This is a genomic window from Bacillus sp. E214, assembly GCF_008087365.1.
GTDB lineage: Bacteria > Bacillota > Bacilli > Bacillales > Pradoshiaceae > Pradoshia.
In genome coordinates this window covers 220,142-236,159 of record NZ_VENN01000002.1, presented here as the reverse complement: position 1 = coordinate 236,159, position 16,018 = coordinate 220,142, and the positions used below count along the sequence as shown (strand labels likewise).

Below are 16,018 nucleotides of genomic sequence, written 5' to 3'. Positions count from 1 at the left end.
AGAGTCGAAATAATAAAAATTGATTATATAAATAAAATAATTTACAGTTATTAGTAAAAGGGAATGGAAACAGAGGTGAGGAAACTGAGTTTTAAAGAGGTTGTACAAACTTTTGAGAAGACACAAGATCTAGCTGATGCACCGCTCACGTATATTGCGGCGATCTGTTGGACAATCATTGGAATAGCTATTCTCTTTCATGTCATACGTGATCGGAGATCTTTATCCAGTGTTGCGGTTGGTATAAGAGTGATTTCCTTGGCCGCGGTTGGCTTCATTGCGTTTCACTTATATACGAATATCTCTGAATATGATTATTCACTTGATGAGGAAAAATGGAAACAAGAATATTTACTTGCTTATTTAGATTCACAGCCTGAGGAAAGGCTGGCCATTGAACAGGTAGAGGCAACGAATACAGATAGTGACAAGGCAATTCCTTCAATGCATCTAAAAAAGGGATCACCTACCGTACACGTGAAATTTTTAACTATCGGAAAGAATGGCAAGAAACAGGAGATTTCGACTCAAGTAAAGATTAAACACGTACAGGCAGATACCGCTACATATCTCACCTATAAAACTATTAAAGATGAATTATCCAGTCAATATAGAGATGATATTTACTATGAAACGACTCTATATATCAATCAAGATAGCAATTTGTATAAGTAAGGAAAGAGGGACTCTCCTCTTTCTTTTTTTAAGCATTTATTTACTTACCCTCTTTTAAATAATGTCAAACCACTTATTTGACGAAATTTGTTCTTCGTTGTATACTTTTCTACATTATTCCTTCTTTTTCCATATTTTCTATATCGATTTATGTAGTAATTTGTTGCGAATGTATAGTCACAGTCCTGGCATATCATGTTATATGCCCAATTAAAACAGCCAGATTAATTAACAGGAGTTGCTTACATTAATGATCGTAGAAGAAAACATCTCTCTTGAAAGTACCTTAAATCGCCCCTCCAGATTAGCGAAAACAGTTTTACGTAATCATTCAAATATCCTATCAGATTTCCAGCTTAAACAAATACTCAAATTACTTTATGACGATTATAAATACTTAGGAATGACCATTTCCATATACGATCATCCAGATCAAGTCATCGCAGACCGAACCGATTATGGAAAGGAATTTATTGATGATTGGTGTTATGAGGATTCTTTAAATGGCACATTGGGCGGATACCATAAGCTTGGTAAGATTGCATTATTTCCCTTTAACCATAAGGTAAAAAACAAAAAATACAAGCGCGGGCTTATGCAGCTGTTTTTACTACAGGATCTCTTTCATGAAATTCGCCATGCCTACCAGCGTGTCTATATGAAGAGGCAGTATAATACGCCTTATGTCAACACAGGCAGAAATGGCTATCAATCACAATGGGTTGAACGGGATGCTAACATGTTTGCCCAAAGGATGATTGAGAAGCATCGCAACTCTATCAACACTATTTTAAGTATCGATTTCTTATGGCAAAGCTGCTGGGGACGTTTTTACGTAACAATTGTACGCCAATAGAAATAAAAAGGAGACTCAGGAATGAGCCTCCTTTCTCTTACAATTTTTCAAGTAGTAACTCGCCTAATTTACGAATCATATCCCCACGGCTAATTACACCCACAACCTCACGATTTCCATTGACTACGGGTATCTTTTTGAAGTGATGTGTTGCCAGCAGCTTGAGTACATCTTCAAGCTCATCCTCTTCTCGAACAAAGACTACTTTTTTCTTCATAATTGCTTTAACCGGAGATTCACTTTTTGATTTTAAGGTTTCATCCAACTCTTCTATATAAGTGACATAAGAGGAAATGAAGGCTTTTGGGTTCATATATCTCAGGACATCCCCATCTGTTACAATCCCTAACAGTTTATTGTTTGGATCGACCAGTGGAAGTCCTCCGATTTTATGTTTCATTAAAACTTCCAGCAATGTTTTAATACTTGCCTCTTCATTTAAACTAATTACATCCTTGATCATGAAATCCTTTGCTTTCACTTTAAATCCCTCCTGGCTGTAATAAGAAAATATGTATCTACCGTTATCTTACCAATAATTTCAATTCTATTTCTAATAGAAATTTACCTTTTAGCAAAATAATTATCACAAAACTGAAAAAAGCCGCGCATTGGCGGCTATCAAGAGGGGGTATTACTTTTATAAGTGTTGTATTGGAGGCGTTTTGTGTGCAGATTATGTTTGTGAGGGATTAATGTTCGTGGAGCTGATACGTTTGTTCACATAATTGATATTGAAGCTCCTTCATGTTAGACAATTCTTTTATGAGGATTTGCAGGGTCTGTTCGATTTTTCTCAAATCTGACTCACTTTTGGATACACGGCTATTTACACTGCCAACGATTCGGATTAAATCAGCGACTACTTCCCGCTCGTTCATAAAATAGGCACTGCGTCCGTTTCCAGACTGCCTTCATGAAGGTTATTCACCCGTTTTCGATCTAAAAAGTTAACACTTTCCACAATAACTTCTGTTACATACGTACGCTTTCCTTCTGGATTTTCATAATTACGTGTATGAATTCTTCCAACGATACTGACTACAGAACCTTTTTGACAATAGGATGCGGTATTTTCAGCTGCCCGATTCCAAAGTGTACAGTTTACAAAGTCCGTCCCATACTCGCCATCAGCATTCTTAAAATTTCTCGTAACGGCCAAAGTAATGTTTGATACAGCTTTTCCCTCCGGTGTGATTTTTAATATAATTTGTCATAAATAATATTTAATTCCACTACTTTTTTTAACGAACATCTGACATTTTCTTTATCTTATTTTGTCATTTAATTGTTTAAATTTAATTAAAAATGACATGTATAAAGAATATGTAATTTGGAAACAAAAGGCACTCAGAATATACTTATTCTGAATGCCTTTTTTGTTTTTTAATTAATAAATATTTCCTGTATTATTCCAGTATTTATAGAAGTTACTAGCACGTGATACTGTACCGCTTCCTTCCCAAATAGCGCCAGAAGCTTTAACGGTACCCGAGACTGTTGTGGTGCCAAGATCGTAAAAAGATCCATTTAAATGCCACCAAATTTTTTGAGGACCATCAATTTCTGCTTTAATCTTACCATGATACTGTTTTACTTTACCACTTGGAAGAGAGTTATGTCTTAAGTCCAATCCAACATCTTGGATTTTATTATACTGATGGAAAGAACCGCTAGTATAGACTTGAACGAATAACTGAAGTGCTGGTTTGTAAGAACTTGCTACACTTTGACGTACTTTTATCTGGTGATAGTTTTCTGTTGCCAATGGGGATATTACCTCGTTTGGCGAAGACAATGTGCGCGCTGAAAGTGTAGGTCTAGGATTCATTTTTTGGGCCTCTTGTTTAGAAATACCCCTCATATCTGCAATCCTAGTAATCATTTCTTCGTATGTAATTTTCTCGATGGTTATGTTTTCATCGTTTTGAAGCGCCTCCATGTTGCTTAAATCAATAACACCTTGATTAGCCCTTTCCTTTACCACTTCATTAGAAGCCGCTAATGCTCCTGGGACATTTAGAGCAAAACACCCTGCCAAGATACCCGTACTTAGTGAGACTGCTAAAACCTTTTTTAACTTCTTCATTCCTCTCTCCTCCCATTCCTTTAGATGGATTTATTTGTAAATAAAGGAATAATTTAACTATATACCAGGAGGCACAAAAAAACAACAAAATTTTCAAAATATTCCGTTGTTTTTTGTGTAGTTATTTTCTGCTTGCGACTAACTCTAATATTCTTATTAACATAGTTTCATTTTTTTCTTTGTTTGTCGGTTTATTTGACAATAACAAATCCCAATGTTGTTTTTCACCGCTTAAGTTGAGGTACCCTTGTACATATGCTGTATTTTTGACTCTAACCTGATCCATAGTCACACCACTGTCTGTAAAGGCAAATGCTTGAAGATCTTCTGTTCCATAAAAAAAGATGGGATACTTCGTAGAATTATATAAGGAAACATATTTATCTTTATCCGCTTCTTCAAAAGCATTCTTTTTTATAATAAGAGCATCCAATATGTCATCCTTGCTATTTTTTGATAATTCTTCTAGCGTTAAATTTTCATAAATAACCTTTGGTGATTCTTTAAAATCATTTCCTCCTACTACCCCTATAGTAAGGGACGGACCATCATAAGATAGTAGCTCGTCTTTCGTTTCATTATTAGGTGTATTTGTGGCTGTTTTTACATTATTTTCATCCTTAGTACAGGCTGTGAACAGTAATAAAATCGACATAATTGATAGAATAAAAAAAGAATTTTTCATCAATGTCACTCCTCCCATTATCCATATATTGTATTATACATCAAAATACAATATATGGATAGTTATTGATAAAAAGAACCTTCTGTAGTTTTTATTATACTTTGTCATTATTTTTTGTGATTTTAATCCTATTTTTTAATATAAATATGGCACCTATTATATTGTAAATTGGCATATTTCATGAAAATTTCAATTGTCATTAATTTACTCTTTTAGAAAAAACTATTTACTTGGGTAATTATGTAAATGTATATTTATATTAGGGGGGTGTTACAATGGAACAGTTGTCAAATATTACAATTACATTTATTGATCAAATGGAAGTCTTATTAAACATGGTAGAAAAAGATGTCCCTGCATCACCAATAAAGGATGAAAATCTATCAATTACAGAAGTGTTAAACATGATAGCAACATACAAAAAGCTTTTAGCGCAGGAAGAACTAAATGATCAGGAAATAAGATTAAAGATAAAAATAGAAGATATCTTTGAAGAAAAGAAGTCACCAACTTTAGAACATTTTATAAATAATATTAGTGTAGAAATTGAGGATAAGCGGTTCTTAATAAAAACTTCTTCACCAATTGTCAGGAAAATACTGGAAAAGCACGAAAAAACACATGTATATAGAAATAAGGAAAATGATTTGTATACAAAATCAATAATAATATCTCTAGCAACATCATTTGAGTTATTGGTAGCTGAATTAATTAAGGATTTTGCTTTGTCAAATAAAAATCCTAACTTTTTCAACGATGATAAAATTGACTTCAAAACACTTACACAAATAGGAAGCATAGATACTGCAAAGGAATACCTGATTGATAAATATATTGAATCTATTCTTCGAGGAAGTGTCACAGATTGGCTTTTAGAATTATCCAAGATAAACAATAAAATAAATATTACTGAACTATCTAAACATCAACCACTTTTAGTTGAAATGTTCCAACGAAGACATCTATTAATACATAATAATGGAATAGTAAACAACCTTTATCTTAGTAAAGTGGATCATAACTTAACAAAGGAAATGGTTAACGGACAAGAACTTGATACAAGTAAAGAGTACATTAAAGATCGAATTAAAGTGGTACAAGAGATTGGATTACTATTAATATATAAGTACTTTATTGCTATTTATAAAAATAATTCAACAGATATATATACTGAATTCAGCCACCATATAACAGCTAGGATTAAAACTAATTGCCAAGCCACAAAAAAAATTTATGAGATCGCTATGAGAGATAAAACCTTAAATGACCAAAGTAGATTGTACGCAAAAATAAATTACTGGCTATCCAAGAAAATGAATTTAGAATTTGATGATATTATAGATGATATTAAATCCTTCGATGTTAGCACTTTAAAAGTTGAATTTCAAATGGCTAAATATTTGCTATTAGATGATTTAGATAATGGGTTCAAAAAGTTAACTGAATTTGCACAATCAATCGGTGATGAATTATTGTTTAATTTGTTAGAATGGCCTATTCTATCACTATTAAAAGATTATGAGCCGTACAGACAATTTAAGTCCGAAAAGATAGATGAAATATTTCTGTCGCCAGAAACTAACTAACTAACTAACAAGTTCCTTCCTCTTTCAAAGGAAGGAACTTGTTTATGTGAAAGGCTATCTTAGATTTTATTATGATAAAAAAATCACACTTCAATAGTGGCTGTATCTGTACATATCCAAACATCCGTGTGGTTATTAAGATATTTTGTCATAAAAAAAGCCCAGATTTAGGCTTTTTTTTAATATATTATTGTCACTTTCTTTATATTTATTTGTCATATAATAGGCTACTTGTATTTAAATATGTTATTTAAAGGGGTCGAAGAATCCGAATACTATTACTATTGCCAACAATACTATAATTTCAATGAACCAAAGAAATGTAAATAAATTTGCAGTCTGATTTACCAACTTTAAATTATATTTAAATTGTCTTTTATGGAATAAATTATTAAGCTCTTCTCTATCGAAAATGTCCCGATATATCCTTTTCATTGAGTAAAAATACCTGATATTGCTTTTTTGTTCCTTATATAATTGTTTCCGCGTAAATACCAAATACACAGTTGATACTAGTAGCACGGCCAGAGAAAAATAAGATATCTCTTTATTAAAGATCTCTTTTCCAAAATCGTCAGACAAAGAATTTAAAACAAAAATAGAAATAAAAAATGATAATAGCGTTAAATTGTTACTTTTAAAGTTCGAGATAAAGTATTGAGCAATATCTCTACTTTTCACAGAGAGCTCTGTTGTAATTTCTGCCACTTTATTTTTAGTCTCAATATATTTTTCTACATTTTCTTTAAGATAAATAGCATGCGCTGACTGTATGGAACTCAATGTTTCTTGCGGTAAAGACCATTTTTTAGATGTACTAATGAAGTATCTCGTAATTATGTTTCGAGCCAGATCTAACTTATCATGAATTTCATCATCTCTATATATCCATCGATATATGTCATAGAATGTAGTCGCTTCAAAATTGTTTAAACCATCATAATCTGTTTCAACCTCTAAATACTTATGTCCAACAAATGATAATTTGATGCCATTATTTTCAGCAGTGACATTAGAAATATTAGAAATAAAAGTAGAAGCTAAGATTACTTTCAATGTATCAAAAAAAGGAAGTAACCCAAATGTTTCAGCACTGTTATCTTCACTATGTTTAAAATCTTCCGGTATGAATTTAACCTTTGAAAACCCCATTGAATTTGAATTAAGTTCCCTTCTTTTCAATAACTTTGACCTATCATTTTGAGTAATGAGTTCTTCATCCTCTATAATTGTCGCAGATGCTGAAAAAACTATCAGGTGACTTCTAAAATATACTTGTGGTTCATTAGTATTTTGTAATTCAAATATATTAGTAGTGGAGTATTCAATATTTTTTTCCAGATAATTTAAGATATGCATTAATTTTTGCTTCTTCATAAACTCAATAAATAAATCTAAATCGTATATTGACAAATATGAATTCACTCTCTTTTTTGTAATTTCATATTCGATCTCTACGATACTTTCATCATCGATATTTTTACAAAGATTATTAAACCAATTAGCGGGAGCTTCATCTGGATCTACCAGTTGATAAGAATATGGTTCTCCGTCATCTACTTTAATTCTTAAAGAAAGGGTATCTCTGCTATTTACAAATTCCAGAATTGAACTTAAATGCCCCCAATTAAATTCACTCACTATGTTTTCCAACTTTAAGGAAACCATATAGGATTCAAAATCTTCCTTAAATCTTCGGACATTAATATTTGATGTGTACCTATCAAATAACTCTAGAATTGCACTTTTCATAAATTGAGTACCTTCTATCTTTTAAATGTGTTATATATATCTTCATCAATATCTTTTATTACTAATACTTTTTCACCAAAATCTTCATCCTCTTTTGCAATAATTACATTACGCATATCCTCAATATAATCGGATGTACGAAGCTCTATTTTGTCCGATATCTTATAAGAGCGTTTGAATCTAGACTTTACTTGTGAAGCGATAATATTAAAAGCAGAATCAAATCCTTTAGATTCAGGTAAAGCGACTAGTCTTCTTTTTAACTCACTAATATTGACATTCTCACTTTCAGGGACATAGTCACCCACTACATACTCCACCATTTCATCTAATCTGAATGACTTCTTAGTTTGGAAGTAACCTACTAGCAGATTTCTTAAATCAGTATAATCTTTTTTAGATTTCCTCTTAACATATCTACTCAATACATTTTCGATAGCGGTAAAAGCACCTAAAGTGTTACTTTCATCACACGTTAACTCTTTAAGTTCCAAGAAATCATCATACCAGTATACTGAAATTTTCGACTTAGTATCTGTTACTACAATATCCAATAAACGGTACTCATCATCCTCTAATTGATAAGTTATTGAACATGTCTTCTGTGTTGCATTTTCATCTGGTAAGCCAGACCGGTATACAAATTCTTCAAGACTTAAGAATAGCACTTGTTCAATTTTTGAAATCAAAATATTTATTCTATCGGGTAACTTCTGAAAAATAATGACAAGACTTCCCTTTTTCGGCGCTTTAATACCAGGAGACATTTGAATTCTTCGTTTCTGAACATCAAGTAACCTTTCAGCTATTAAGTCAGTTTTAGCCTCAAATATTGATAAAAACTCCGGATTATCTATTTCACTAACAATGTCAGTGATAATTCTACCTACCTCTGAGGTTTCCCTAGCAAATTTATAACCTCGTTTATTCTTAGCATTTAAGTCTTGCATAAATAATTTATTAGTAAATTGTTCACCATCATCTGTAACAATTTCCACCTTAGTTGGAATGTCTTTTTCATTCTCTATCTGATGGACAGTGAAATATACTAACGTATTTCCGACGCCACTCTGTACCGTATTCATTTTAGTAATCACCTCAGCAATAAATTTTCAGTCAGTTGGCTAATGAAAAATGGAAAATCACGGGGTCAAACCTTTATCTAGCATACTTTTATTTTACATTAAACAGACAAATTTGGAAATATATGTAGTCCAACTAAGTTGCACAGGAATATGAATTACAATGATTAACGTTACATTTATCTCACCAAAAAATATCAAATACATACACTAGATCCTCTCGCTATAAACGATTACAAAAAAAGAGACAATTATACTTAATCGTCTCTTTACTTCCCATATCTTTTAAGCTGATATCATTAATATTCTTAAATATATCTAATGATTATATAACTTTAGACAACTGTTAACATATGCTCTTAACTTATATCTGCTTACATCAATTTTACTTATATCCAGTTTTTCAAATAACTCATCTGGTATCACTGGCTGATTCAACTGTAGCGATTGTTTTATTTCAAACACCAATCTTTTCTTAATTGTTTTCTCCAAGTTTGCGAAATATTCAACATGCACATATTCCTGTATTTTTCTTTTATGAAAACTTATATAAAATTCTCTTATACTTATTCCAAGTAGTTCACATATATTCCTCCGCAGATTTCTCTTACCGAAAAAGCTTTTATAACCTTTCAAAATCTCCTTATCTGGAGGGAGAGATATTCTAACATGATAGTTTACTAGTTTATGGACTATAGAATAGCCAAGTAAATAATTAAACCTTGTAGAGCTATAGTTCATCGTATCTTGATTTATTTTTAATGATGTCTTGGAATCAAATTTATCAATGAATATTAAAATATCTTTTAAATCGTCCGTTACTGTTACCCATATACCTTTCTCCCCCCTTTTATAGCCATATTTCATAAAGCAATCCTTACATATCCAGGCACTTTTTAATTCTCGAATAGGAATATACATAGATTTCTTTACGTTAATCATAGATATGTTTGATTTAAATGATTTACACCACGGAGACAAACAGTTTCCGATGGTGTTTTCCAATACATTATTTATCGTAGTGTGTTTTTTAATGAATTCATTATCTACAATAACTTGATTTAATTGATCTAACTTAATATTTGTTTTTTCAACAATATCTAATATGAATGGGATATTTAATCTACCCATTTTATTTTTTCCCTTTGCTATTTTTAACAATCGTTTAATCATTATATGACCATATAAAGATTCAAGTTGTTTAAATGACTGTTTATGATTTTGTTGTAGAACATATAAAAACTTAATCGCTATCGATACTTCTAAACTGTATGCTTCAATTTTCATAGTTATCACTTGGTTCGGATCTAATAAATAATGCCAAGTATCAATAATGATATCCATTCCAATATTGTTATCTTCTGAAGGACAAGTATTATTTAGCAAAGATTTATTACATTTAAAACATTCATAAATTAATAATGATGGCGCTAATAACGGTTGATTAAATCCGCAACTGGGGCATTCAGAGTGGATTTTTTTATTATGTTTTTTGCAAAATGGGAGATCGGTTAATTGCCATATCATCATATATCGACCATTTTCGATAAGACATTCCGAACAATATCTCCTGTGGTTAGTATCATAATAATCCTTTATCTTCAAATTAAAATCCACTGCATTAGCCATATCATCTTCATCTACTATCTTGTTATAGACCGAATAGAGTAGCGATGATGTTAACTCATCCTCTTGTAATTTGAGCCAATTTAGTAAAAATGGGAAATCTAAAATTAACTTTGGATATAAATCTATTATCCAATAGTTGAAGCTGCCTACTTTATGATATTCTTTATCTTTTAGGAATTTGATTAAGTAATAGAATTCAATATAATTGCTTTCAGCAACCCTTAATAAGTAAATGGATAAAGATTCACCCTTATAAAGTTTTGGTTTGATCGATAACGACTCCATCATAGTGCTCCCTCTTTATTAAAACACCTAATTATTTGCTTTAAACCGTATAAATCCCCTATTAATTGCTAATCATGTTTTCAGGGAGTGATTATAATGAAGTTGAGTATTATTCCAAGTGTAAAAGCTGGGGAATCTTTAACTAGTTGGCTAATGAGAACATGCAATGAAAATCAAGTGAAATTTGTTAATCTACCGATTTTTAAATCCCGGAAGAAAAATATTGATTCTAGAGCATTTCATAAAATTGATTTTAATCCTGAAAGTATTTTAGACATCAATAATACTTGTTCCCTTTTTGGAAGAGACTCCAACTTCTTTGATTGCTTATCATACGTGAATATTTCAAATAAGTTTGTTCATAAACAGGATTTATTAAAAAACTTTTCACAGTCTTTCCTATTTGAGGTTTTAGTAATCAAATATAGGAAATTTTGTCCTGAATGTTTATATGAAGATGTTTATTTTAAATTAGATTGGCAATTTACCGATTTAAATACTTGTAGTAAACATGGTTGTAAACTATCGATTTTCTGTCCACATTGCACAGCTCCTCAACCTTATTATCACGATACATTAATATTGGGTTTATGTAGCTATTGTGGATGTAGCTTAAAAGGAAAATCAGTATATTTTCCATGCTCAAAAAAGGGAGAGGAACAGCTCCATCACCAATTATTAACTTTATTAGACCCCAATAATAATCTATTCTTTAATTGGGGAGGCTCTAGCGGACCATCGCTAATTCATATCTTTCTTTATATATGTACTAATAGAAGTAGAGTTTTCAACCCACATGATGTACAGTATATTTCCCGAGATATAAAATACAAACTCTTAACCGTTTTGTCTACAAATTCAGCCGAAGACAACTCTTTATTCATCAATTTGATGGAGTTTCTCAAGGTATTGAGACAACAGAATATAGACTTCCTTGAGTTGATAAGCATGGAGATTCCAATCTCATTTCTTATTTCGTTAGAAGCATATTTAAAACGTACACAATATATAAAATGCCTTTCGCCGTGGTGTACAAATTTTAACTCAGATTTCCATTTACAAAAATACAATACTCGTTCAAAAACGCATAATAATATATATCATTGCACAAAGTGTTTTTTGAAATTTGGACTAAATAAATCCAATAATTTATGGGAAGAATATGGAGATCTAATAGATATAGGATATCGGAAAGTTTTGCCTCTATTATTGCAGAGACAAACTCAAGTATTTATTGCAGAATATGTGAAAGTAAGTAGATTTAAGCTTACCAAAATAATTTGTTACTTATCACAACAAAATCTAATACCTATAGCGCTAATTGATTTTTATCTAAAAATAGATCATACACGGTTAAAGGAGATATCATATACAAATATTAATATTGATTTTAAGGGCGAAGTAAGTTTCGTTAAATCATTAAAAAAATCCTATAACTTGAGTATTAGTGAAGCATATTATTATTTTTTCAGTAACAATTTTCAGAATGGGTTATTACGATGATTATTGCCTCTCTAAAAAATTATTTACTTCATCTTCACTTAATTGGCCAATCACATTCTCCCGAGCCTTTAATAAAATATTTCCGTCTAGCTTGCTCAGTATTTGAAAATCATTAAAATCAGAATCAAAAACACCCAACAAATCAAAACTTTCTCGTAAAATTGGTTTTAACCAACCAATCAATCCTCCGGTAAGTTCATGTAATAATTCTGGTAAATAACTATTTTCATCAGCTAACCCTAATGGAATTTCACTAGCTAGTTGGTGTTCAATATCCTTTAATAAATACAAAAAGCTATCATCAAATTCTTTAAACCAAGGAATTGTAACTGGCGCATACCTACCAACATGTTGGTCACTGAGTTTTCTCAAATCTTCAATGGCAGGTGTTCCCACACAGACCAGGCATACATCAGTCATATTTGCTACTTTCTTTATCTGTTCCATAACTTGATTTCTATTTACATATGTAGAATTAATAACATAATCCATCTCATCGATTATAAGCATCTCAACTCTTTGCCTTTTTAGAAGAGTAATGGCTCTATTTTCTAATTCATAAACTTTAGGACTTCCATTTATAATAGGTACATTAAGCCCCATGTTTAAAATTTGACTATAGAAACCCACTAATGTAAATGGACTTGGCATCTCCATATATGCTACCGGCACAATCGCTACTTCAGTACCATCTTCCTCTATTAACAACTTTCTTTGGGAAGACCTGGCATACTTTTTCATCATTTGTGTTTTTCCTACTCGAGATTTTCCTTGTATAAAAAGATGTAAGGGAGATTCAAAAGCTTCATTTTCGATACCTAATGCCCTATACTTCCTTCTTTTATCAAGCATTTCCCAAATTCTTTTCACTTCTGGGTGTTCAACATATAAGTTTATTATCCTTCTTTGAAAATCTCTGTATTTATTCAAAATAATTACCTTTTACCTTCCTTTTCAGCGTTAAATTTATTTGCCAAAATTTCTAATCTAGTTAAAGGTTCTTTCTTTATATTACTCGATTCGTTATCAGGAATACCTAATGTCAAAGTATGACCATGCTTAATTGCATCTTTCCTTGCCTTTTTATTTCTCTTTATTTTCTTTTTAGTCCTCTCTTCTAACAACCTTTTTGCTTCTAAGATGTCCCTTGAACCAGGTATCTTTGACATTGTTATTTTGCCTAACTCCCTAAGATGTTGAAGTATCGTATTATACATCTTTCTGTTCATACCGATAATTTGATCTACAGGAGGATTTACAGCTCCTAACTCTAAATATGATTTGCTAACTGGATCAAGCACAAATATTCTCGATATATCATCAATGTCATACTTTATTTTCAACTTCTCGCCATTTTTTCTAATTAAATTGGATGCTGTTGGAGATGCATACAAAACATTACCAAATCTTATCCCGTCCCGAGAATACTTTCGGCTATCAGTAGGAAGTAATTCAAAACTATAATAAGCTTCGTCCTCCTGCGATATAAACTCTGGATAACCTAATGTATCTATACCTTGATAAAATCTTGCCGTTGGTGTTGGGTAGTCATGCGGTAACCCCCTCTGTATACTATGATGATATACATCGACAATATATGCGGTTAATAATTCAATAATGTCATCTAAGGTAAATATCGCTTCTGACTCTGCATCATATTCTCCTAACTCAACAGTATTACTTTTCCTTGTTCCAGCCAGTTTATGAATAAAGTTTTTATTAATAGTGCCAAAAAATCTTTCTATTACTCCTCCATATCTTGGGGTTGCAACTGGACGGTACATCACTTGGGACTGAAGAGTTTCTTCCACCATTCTTTTAATAGAAGTATTTTTAAATTCTGTTCCATTATCGAAGTAAATTATTTTGGGTATACCCGATATTTCCCATTCATTTACCGTGTTATATTTCTCCTTAATCTTTTTAAAGAATATACCGTGTTGTATAGCTTTTCTCACCTTATCTGCAGAGGGATCTTCAAAAGAAATATGCATGCACCAAATCATTCTTGTATAAACATCAATACCCATAGTGACCCAGGGACGGCCTAAATTAGCTCCACTATTTTCATCGATAATATCTATATCAAGTTTTGTATGATCTACTTCTACTATATGCAATGGTGCTTTTGCGAATTGATTGGCAAACCCCCTACTATGCTCAAGGTAATCTTCAATATTACCCTTTCTATAAATATCTTTAATCTTATCATCCAATCGATTAGCGATTATGTTATATACAGTGTCGTATCCAATCGATTTTATTCCTTTGCTATGACACATTATTTCAATTTGCTCATGTAAATTTGCAATTGTGATTTTTCGTTTTTTTAAATAATGCTTTTCTATAGCTTCTTTAATAATCTCGTCATACTCTATACCTAGCCTACTATAAATTACCCCTAATACTTTCTCAGGGTATTTCGGATGGCAAATATTTATAGCTCTTTCATCAGTTCTAACAATCCTTACGATTGAATGCTTATCCATCAACCCCTCCAAACCATGATTTGGAAAATTGTCTTCTGCATTCTTATATGCTGCTAAATACCTTTTAATTTGCCTAGTTGATTTGTTGTACTCTTTGGAGATACGGTCAATCAACTTCTCTTTCGAAATACTCAAGGGTGATTCATCATCAAATAATAAATAAGCGTATCGCTCCTTAAATGCATAATTAGATACCAAGTCACCATCTTTGATATTTTCATGTAACAGAATGGGAGCTATCATTTCATATTTAGATGATACTTTGTCCCGTTTCTCCGGTGTCAAACAATCTAATTGAGATACAATTGTTCTTTCCGTTTCTTTTTTTAACTCCTTCTGGATTTCTCCAACTAATCTAAAACTCGAATCTGTTACTAACGTGTGGTAATTAACCTTGTGAACCTTGTTACCACCATCCAACCGCTGTATAGATACACCGCTGATATCGATATCAAACACAACGTGCTTAATATCGTAGTATGTAAATTCATCTCCAATTTTTAAAAATCTAGTTCTCAATTAACCACTTCCTTTATGTAATAATCAGAAAGCATAGTTGTTATATTTCCTGGTTTTACAATTGTTCTATTGTTAATTGGCTGCATTAGATTTACATATAAATCCCCTTTAAAAATTAGATGATATATTAGCGGTAGGACAAATCTAAAATCAATTTTCCCTGTGAAACTTTTGGCTAGATCCTCAATTTTAATCTCACCAAAATGCTGAACTTTAAATAATACTTCATCTAGAATAAACTCAAAATTCTTTGGTTTTTTACTAAAATTCCATAATAAAATTACATTTGATTTTAATATCTCAGGAAGCTCTTTCGGATATACAATGCTATAGTCCCAATTCTTATTAGCACATAACTCCAAGCAAGCTTTTAATATATTCTGGGATTGTGAATCTTTTTTCATCCCTTTAATTTGATATAGATGTGGTTTATGACCGCTCCTAAAAACCAGTACATCGGGCACATGGTACCACATTTTAACTTCCATAGAGTTATTATCAAATGTAGATATTGGTACATTAATTGGTTGCTCATAGTATCTTATTACGGAATTATCTAATTCCAAACAATAATAAAATAAACATTCCCCCCATAATGACTCATAACCGACTGATCGTTTCAATTTAGGGCTATAAAAATAACCACTCATATGGTTAATATATCTACTCTGTTTATTATTAATAAGCCTCTTCGCTGAATATAAATTGTCTTCATATATCCAATCTTTATTACACCAGTAATTAGATTCCAAAGATTCTGCCCCTATTCAATAAATTATCAACATAGTGTTATATAAGGAACACACTTAACAGAAAGTATTATAACCACATTCTTTTATTATTAGCAAATAATTCCATTAAGTGGTGA

The 16,018-nt window shown here is 31.5% G+C and carries 15 protein-coding genes; 4 read left to right on the top strand and 11 right to left on the bottom strand.

Annotation, left to right across the window (positions count from 1 at the left end; all coding sequences use genetic code 11):
• Positions 1-75 precede the first annotated feature (75 nt).
• Together FHY47_RS10440 and FHY47_RS10435 are read left to right on the top strand one after the other, a co-directional pair.
• Complete coding sequence (locus FHY47_RS10440) at positions 76-675, top strand: hypothetical protein (RefSeq protein ID WP_187393469.1); 600 nt, start codon at positions 76-78, stop codon at positions 673-675.
• 250 nt (positions 676-925) lie between these two features.
• On the top strand, positions 926-1,531 hold the full coding sequence (locus FHY47_RS10435; RefSeq protein WP_148630424.1) for a DUF3920 family protein: 606 nt from the start codon (positions 926-928) through the stop codon (positions 1,529-1,531).
• A gap of 37 nt (positions 1,532-1,568) precedes the next feature.
• On the opposite strand, the gene FHY47_RS10430 is transcribed toward FHY47_RS10435, so the two are convergent.
• From FHY47_RS10430 to FHY47_RS10410, 5 genes are all read right to left on the bottom strand, one after another.
• The gene (locus FHY47_RS10430) at positions 1,569-2,012 is read right to left on the bottom strand and encodes a CBS domain-containing protein (protein WP_139892095.1); all 444 of its coding nucleotides are present in this window, start codon (positions 2,010-2,012) and stop codon (positions 1,569-1,571) included.
• A gap of 211 nt (positions 2,013-2,223) precedes the next feature.
• Positions 2,224-2,412 carry a hypothetical protein gene (locus FHY47_RS10425; protein WP_066105730.1) on the bottom strand — a complete coding sequence of 63 codons (189 nt, stop codon included), beginning with the start codon at positions 2,410-2,412 and terminating at the stop codon, positions 2,224-2,226.
• Positions 2,409-2,741 (bottom strand): single-stranded DNA-binding protein, encoded by a 333-nt coding sequence (locus FHY47_RS10420; RefSeq protein WP_148630422.1) that lies wholly within the window; start codon positions 2,739-2,741, stop codon positions 2,409-2,411. The genes FHY47_RS10425 and FHY47_RS10420 overlap by 4 nt, the downstream gene beginning before the upstream one ends.
• 180 nt (positions 2,742-2,921) lie before the next feature.
• Entirely contained in the window at positions 2,922-3,620 is a 699-nt protein-coding gene (locus FHY47_RS10415) for a hypothetical protein (RefSeq protein ID WP_148630420.1), read from the bottom strand.
• A 121-nt stretch (positions 3,621-3,741) separates the two neighbouring features.
• Positions 3,742-4,305: a hypothetical protein gene (locus tag FHY47_RS10410; protein WP_148630418.1), complete on the bottom strand. Its 564-nt coding sequence runs from the start codon at positions 4,303-4,305 to the stop codon at positions 3,742-3,744.
• A 275-nt stretch (positions 4,306-4,580) separates the two neighbouring features.
• On the opposite strand from FHY47_RS10410, the gene FHY47_RS10405 reads away from it, so the two are divergent.
• Entirely contained in the window at positions 4,581-5,891 is a 1,311-nt protein-coding gene (locus FHY47_RS10405; RefSeq protein WP_148630416.1) for a hypothetical protein, read from the top strand.
• A gap of 246 nt (positions 5,892-6,137) precedes the next feature.
• Here the strand turns inward: FHY47_RS10405 and FHY47_RS10400 are convergent, their stop codons facing one another.
• From FHY47_RS10400 to FHY47_RS10390, 3 genes are all read right to left on the bottom strand, one after another.
• The gene (locus FHY47_RS10400; protein WP_148630414.1) at positions 6,138-7,643 is read right to left on the bottom strand and encodes a hypothetical protein; all 1,506 of its coding nucleotides are present in this window, start codon (positions 7,641-7,643) and stop codon (positions 6,138-6,140) included.
• A 14-nt stretch (positions 7,644-7,657) separates the two neighbouring features.
• The gene (locus FHY47_RS10395; RefSeq protein ID WP_148630412.1) at positions 7,658-8,728 is read right to left on the bottom strand and encodes a hypothetical protein; all 1,071 of its coding nucleotides are present in this window, start codon (positions 8,726-8,728) and stop codon (positions 7,658-7,660) included.
• A gap of 315 nt (positions 8,729-9,043) precedes the next feature.
• On the bottom strand, positions 9,044-10,642 hold the full coding sequence (locus FHY47_RS10390; protein ID WP_148630410.1) for a TniQ family protein: 1,599 nt from the start codon (positions 10,640-10,642) through the stop codon (positions 9,044-9,046).
• Positions 10,643-10,735: 93 nt separating this feature from the next.
• On the opposite strand from FHY47_RS10390, the gene FHY47_RS10385 reads away from it, so the two are divergent.
• Positions 10,736-12,142 carry a TniQ family protein gene (locus FHY47_RS10385; protein WP_148630408.1) on the top strand — a complete coding sequence of 469 codons (1,407 nt, stop codon included), beginning with the start codon at positions 10,736-10,738 and terminating at the stop codon, positions 12,140-12,142.
• On the opposite strand, the gene FHY47_RS10380 is transcribed toward FHY47_RS10385, so the two are convergent.
• Genes FHY47_RS10380 through FHY47_RS10370 form a run of 3 tightly spaced genes read right to left on the bottom strand, consistent with a single transcriptional unit; the run spans position 12,143 to position 15,716 of the window.
• Positions 12,143-13,072: a TniB family NTP-binding protein gene (locus tag FHY47_RS10380; RefSeq protein ID WP_148630406.1), complete on the bottom strand. Its 930-nt coding sequence runs from the start codon at positions 13,070-13,072 to the stop codon at positions 12,143-12,145. It abuts the gene before it with no gap.
• Between the two features lie 5 nt (positions 13,073-13,077).
• Positions 13,078-15,150 (bottom strand): Mu transposase C-terminal domain-containing protein, encoded by a 2,073-nt coding sequence (locus FHY47_RS10375; RefSeq protein WP_148630404.1) that lies wholly within the window; start codon positions 15,148-15,150, stop codon positions 13,078-13,080.
• On the bottom strand, positions 15,147-15,716 hold the full coding sequence (locus tag FHY47_RS10370; protein ID WP_187393468.1) for a TnsA endonuclease N-terminal domain-containing protein: 570 nt from the start codon (positions 15,714-15,716) through the stop codon (positions 15,147-15,149). The genes FHY47_RS10375 and FHY47_RS10370 overlap by 4 nt, the downstream gene beginning before the upstream one ends.
• Positions 15,717-16,018 lie beyond the last annotated feature (302 nt).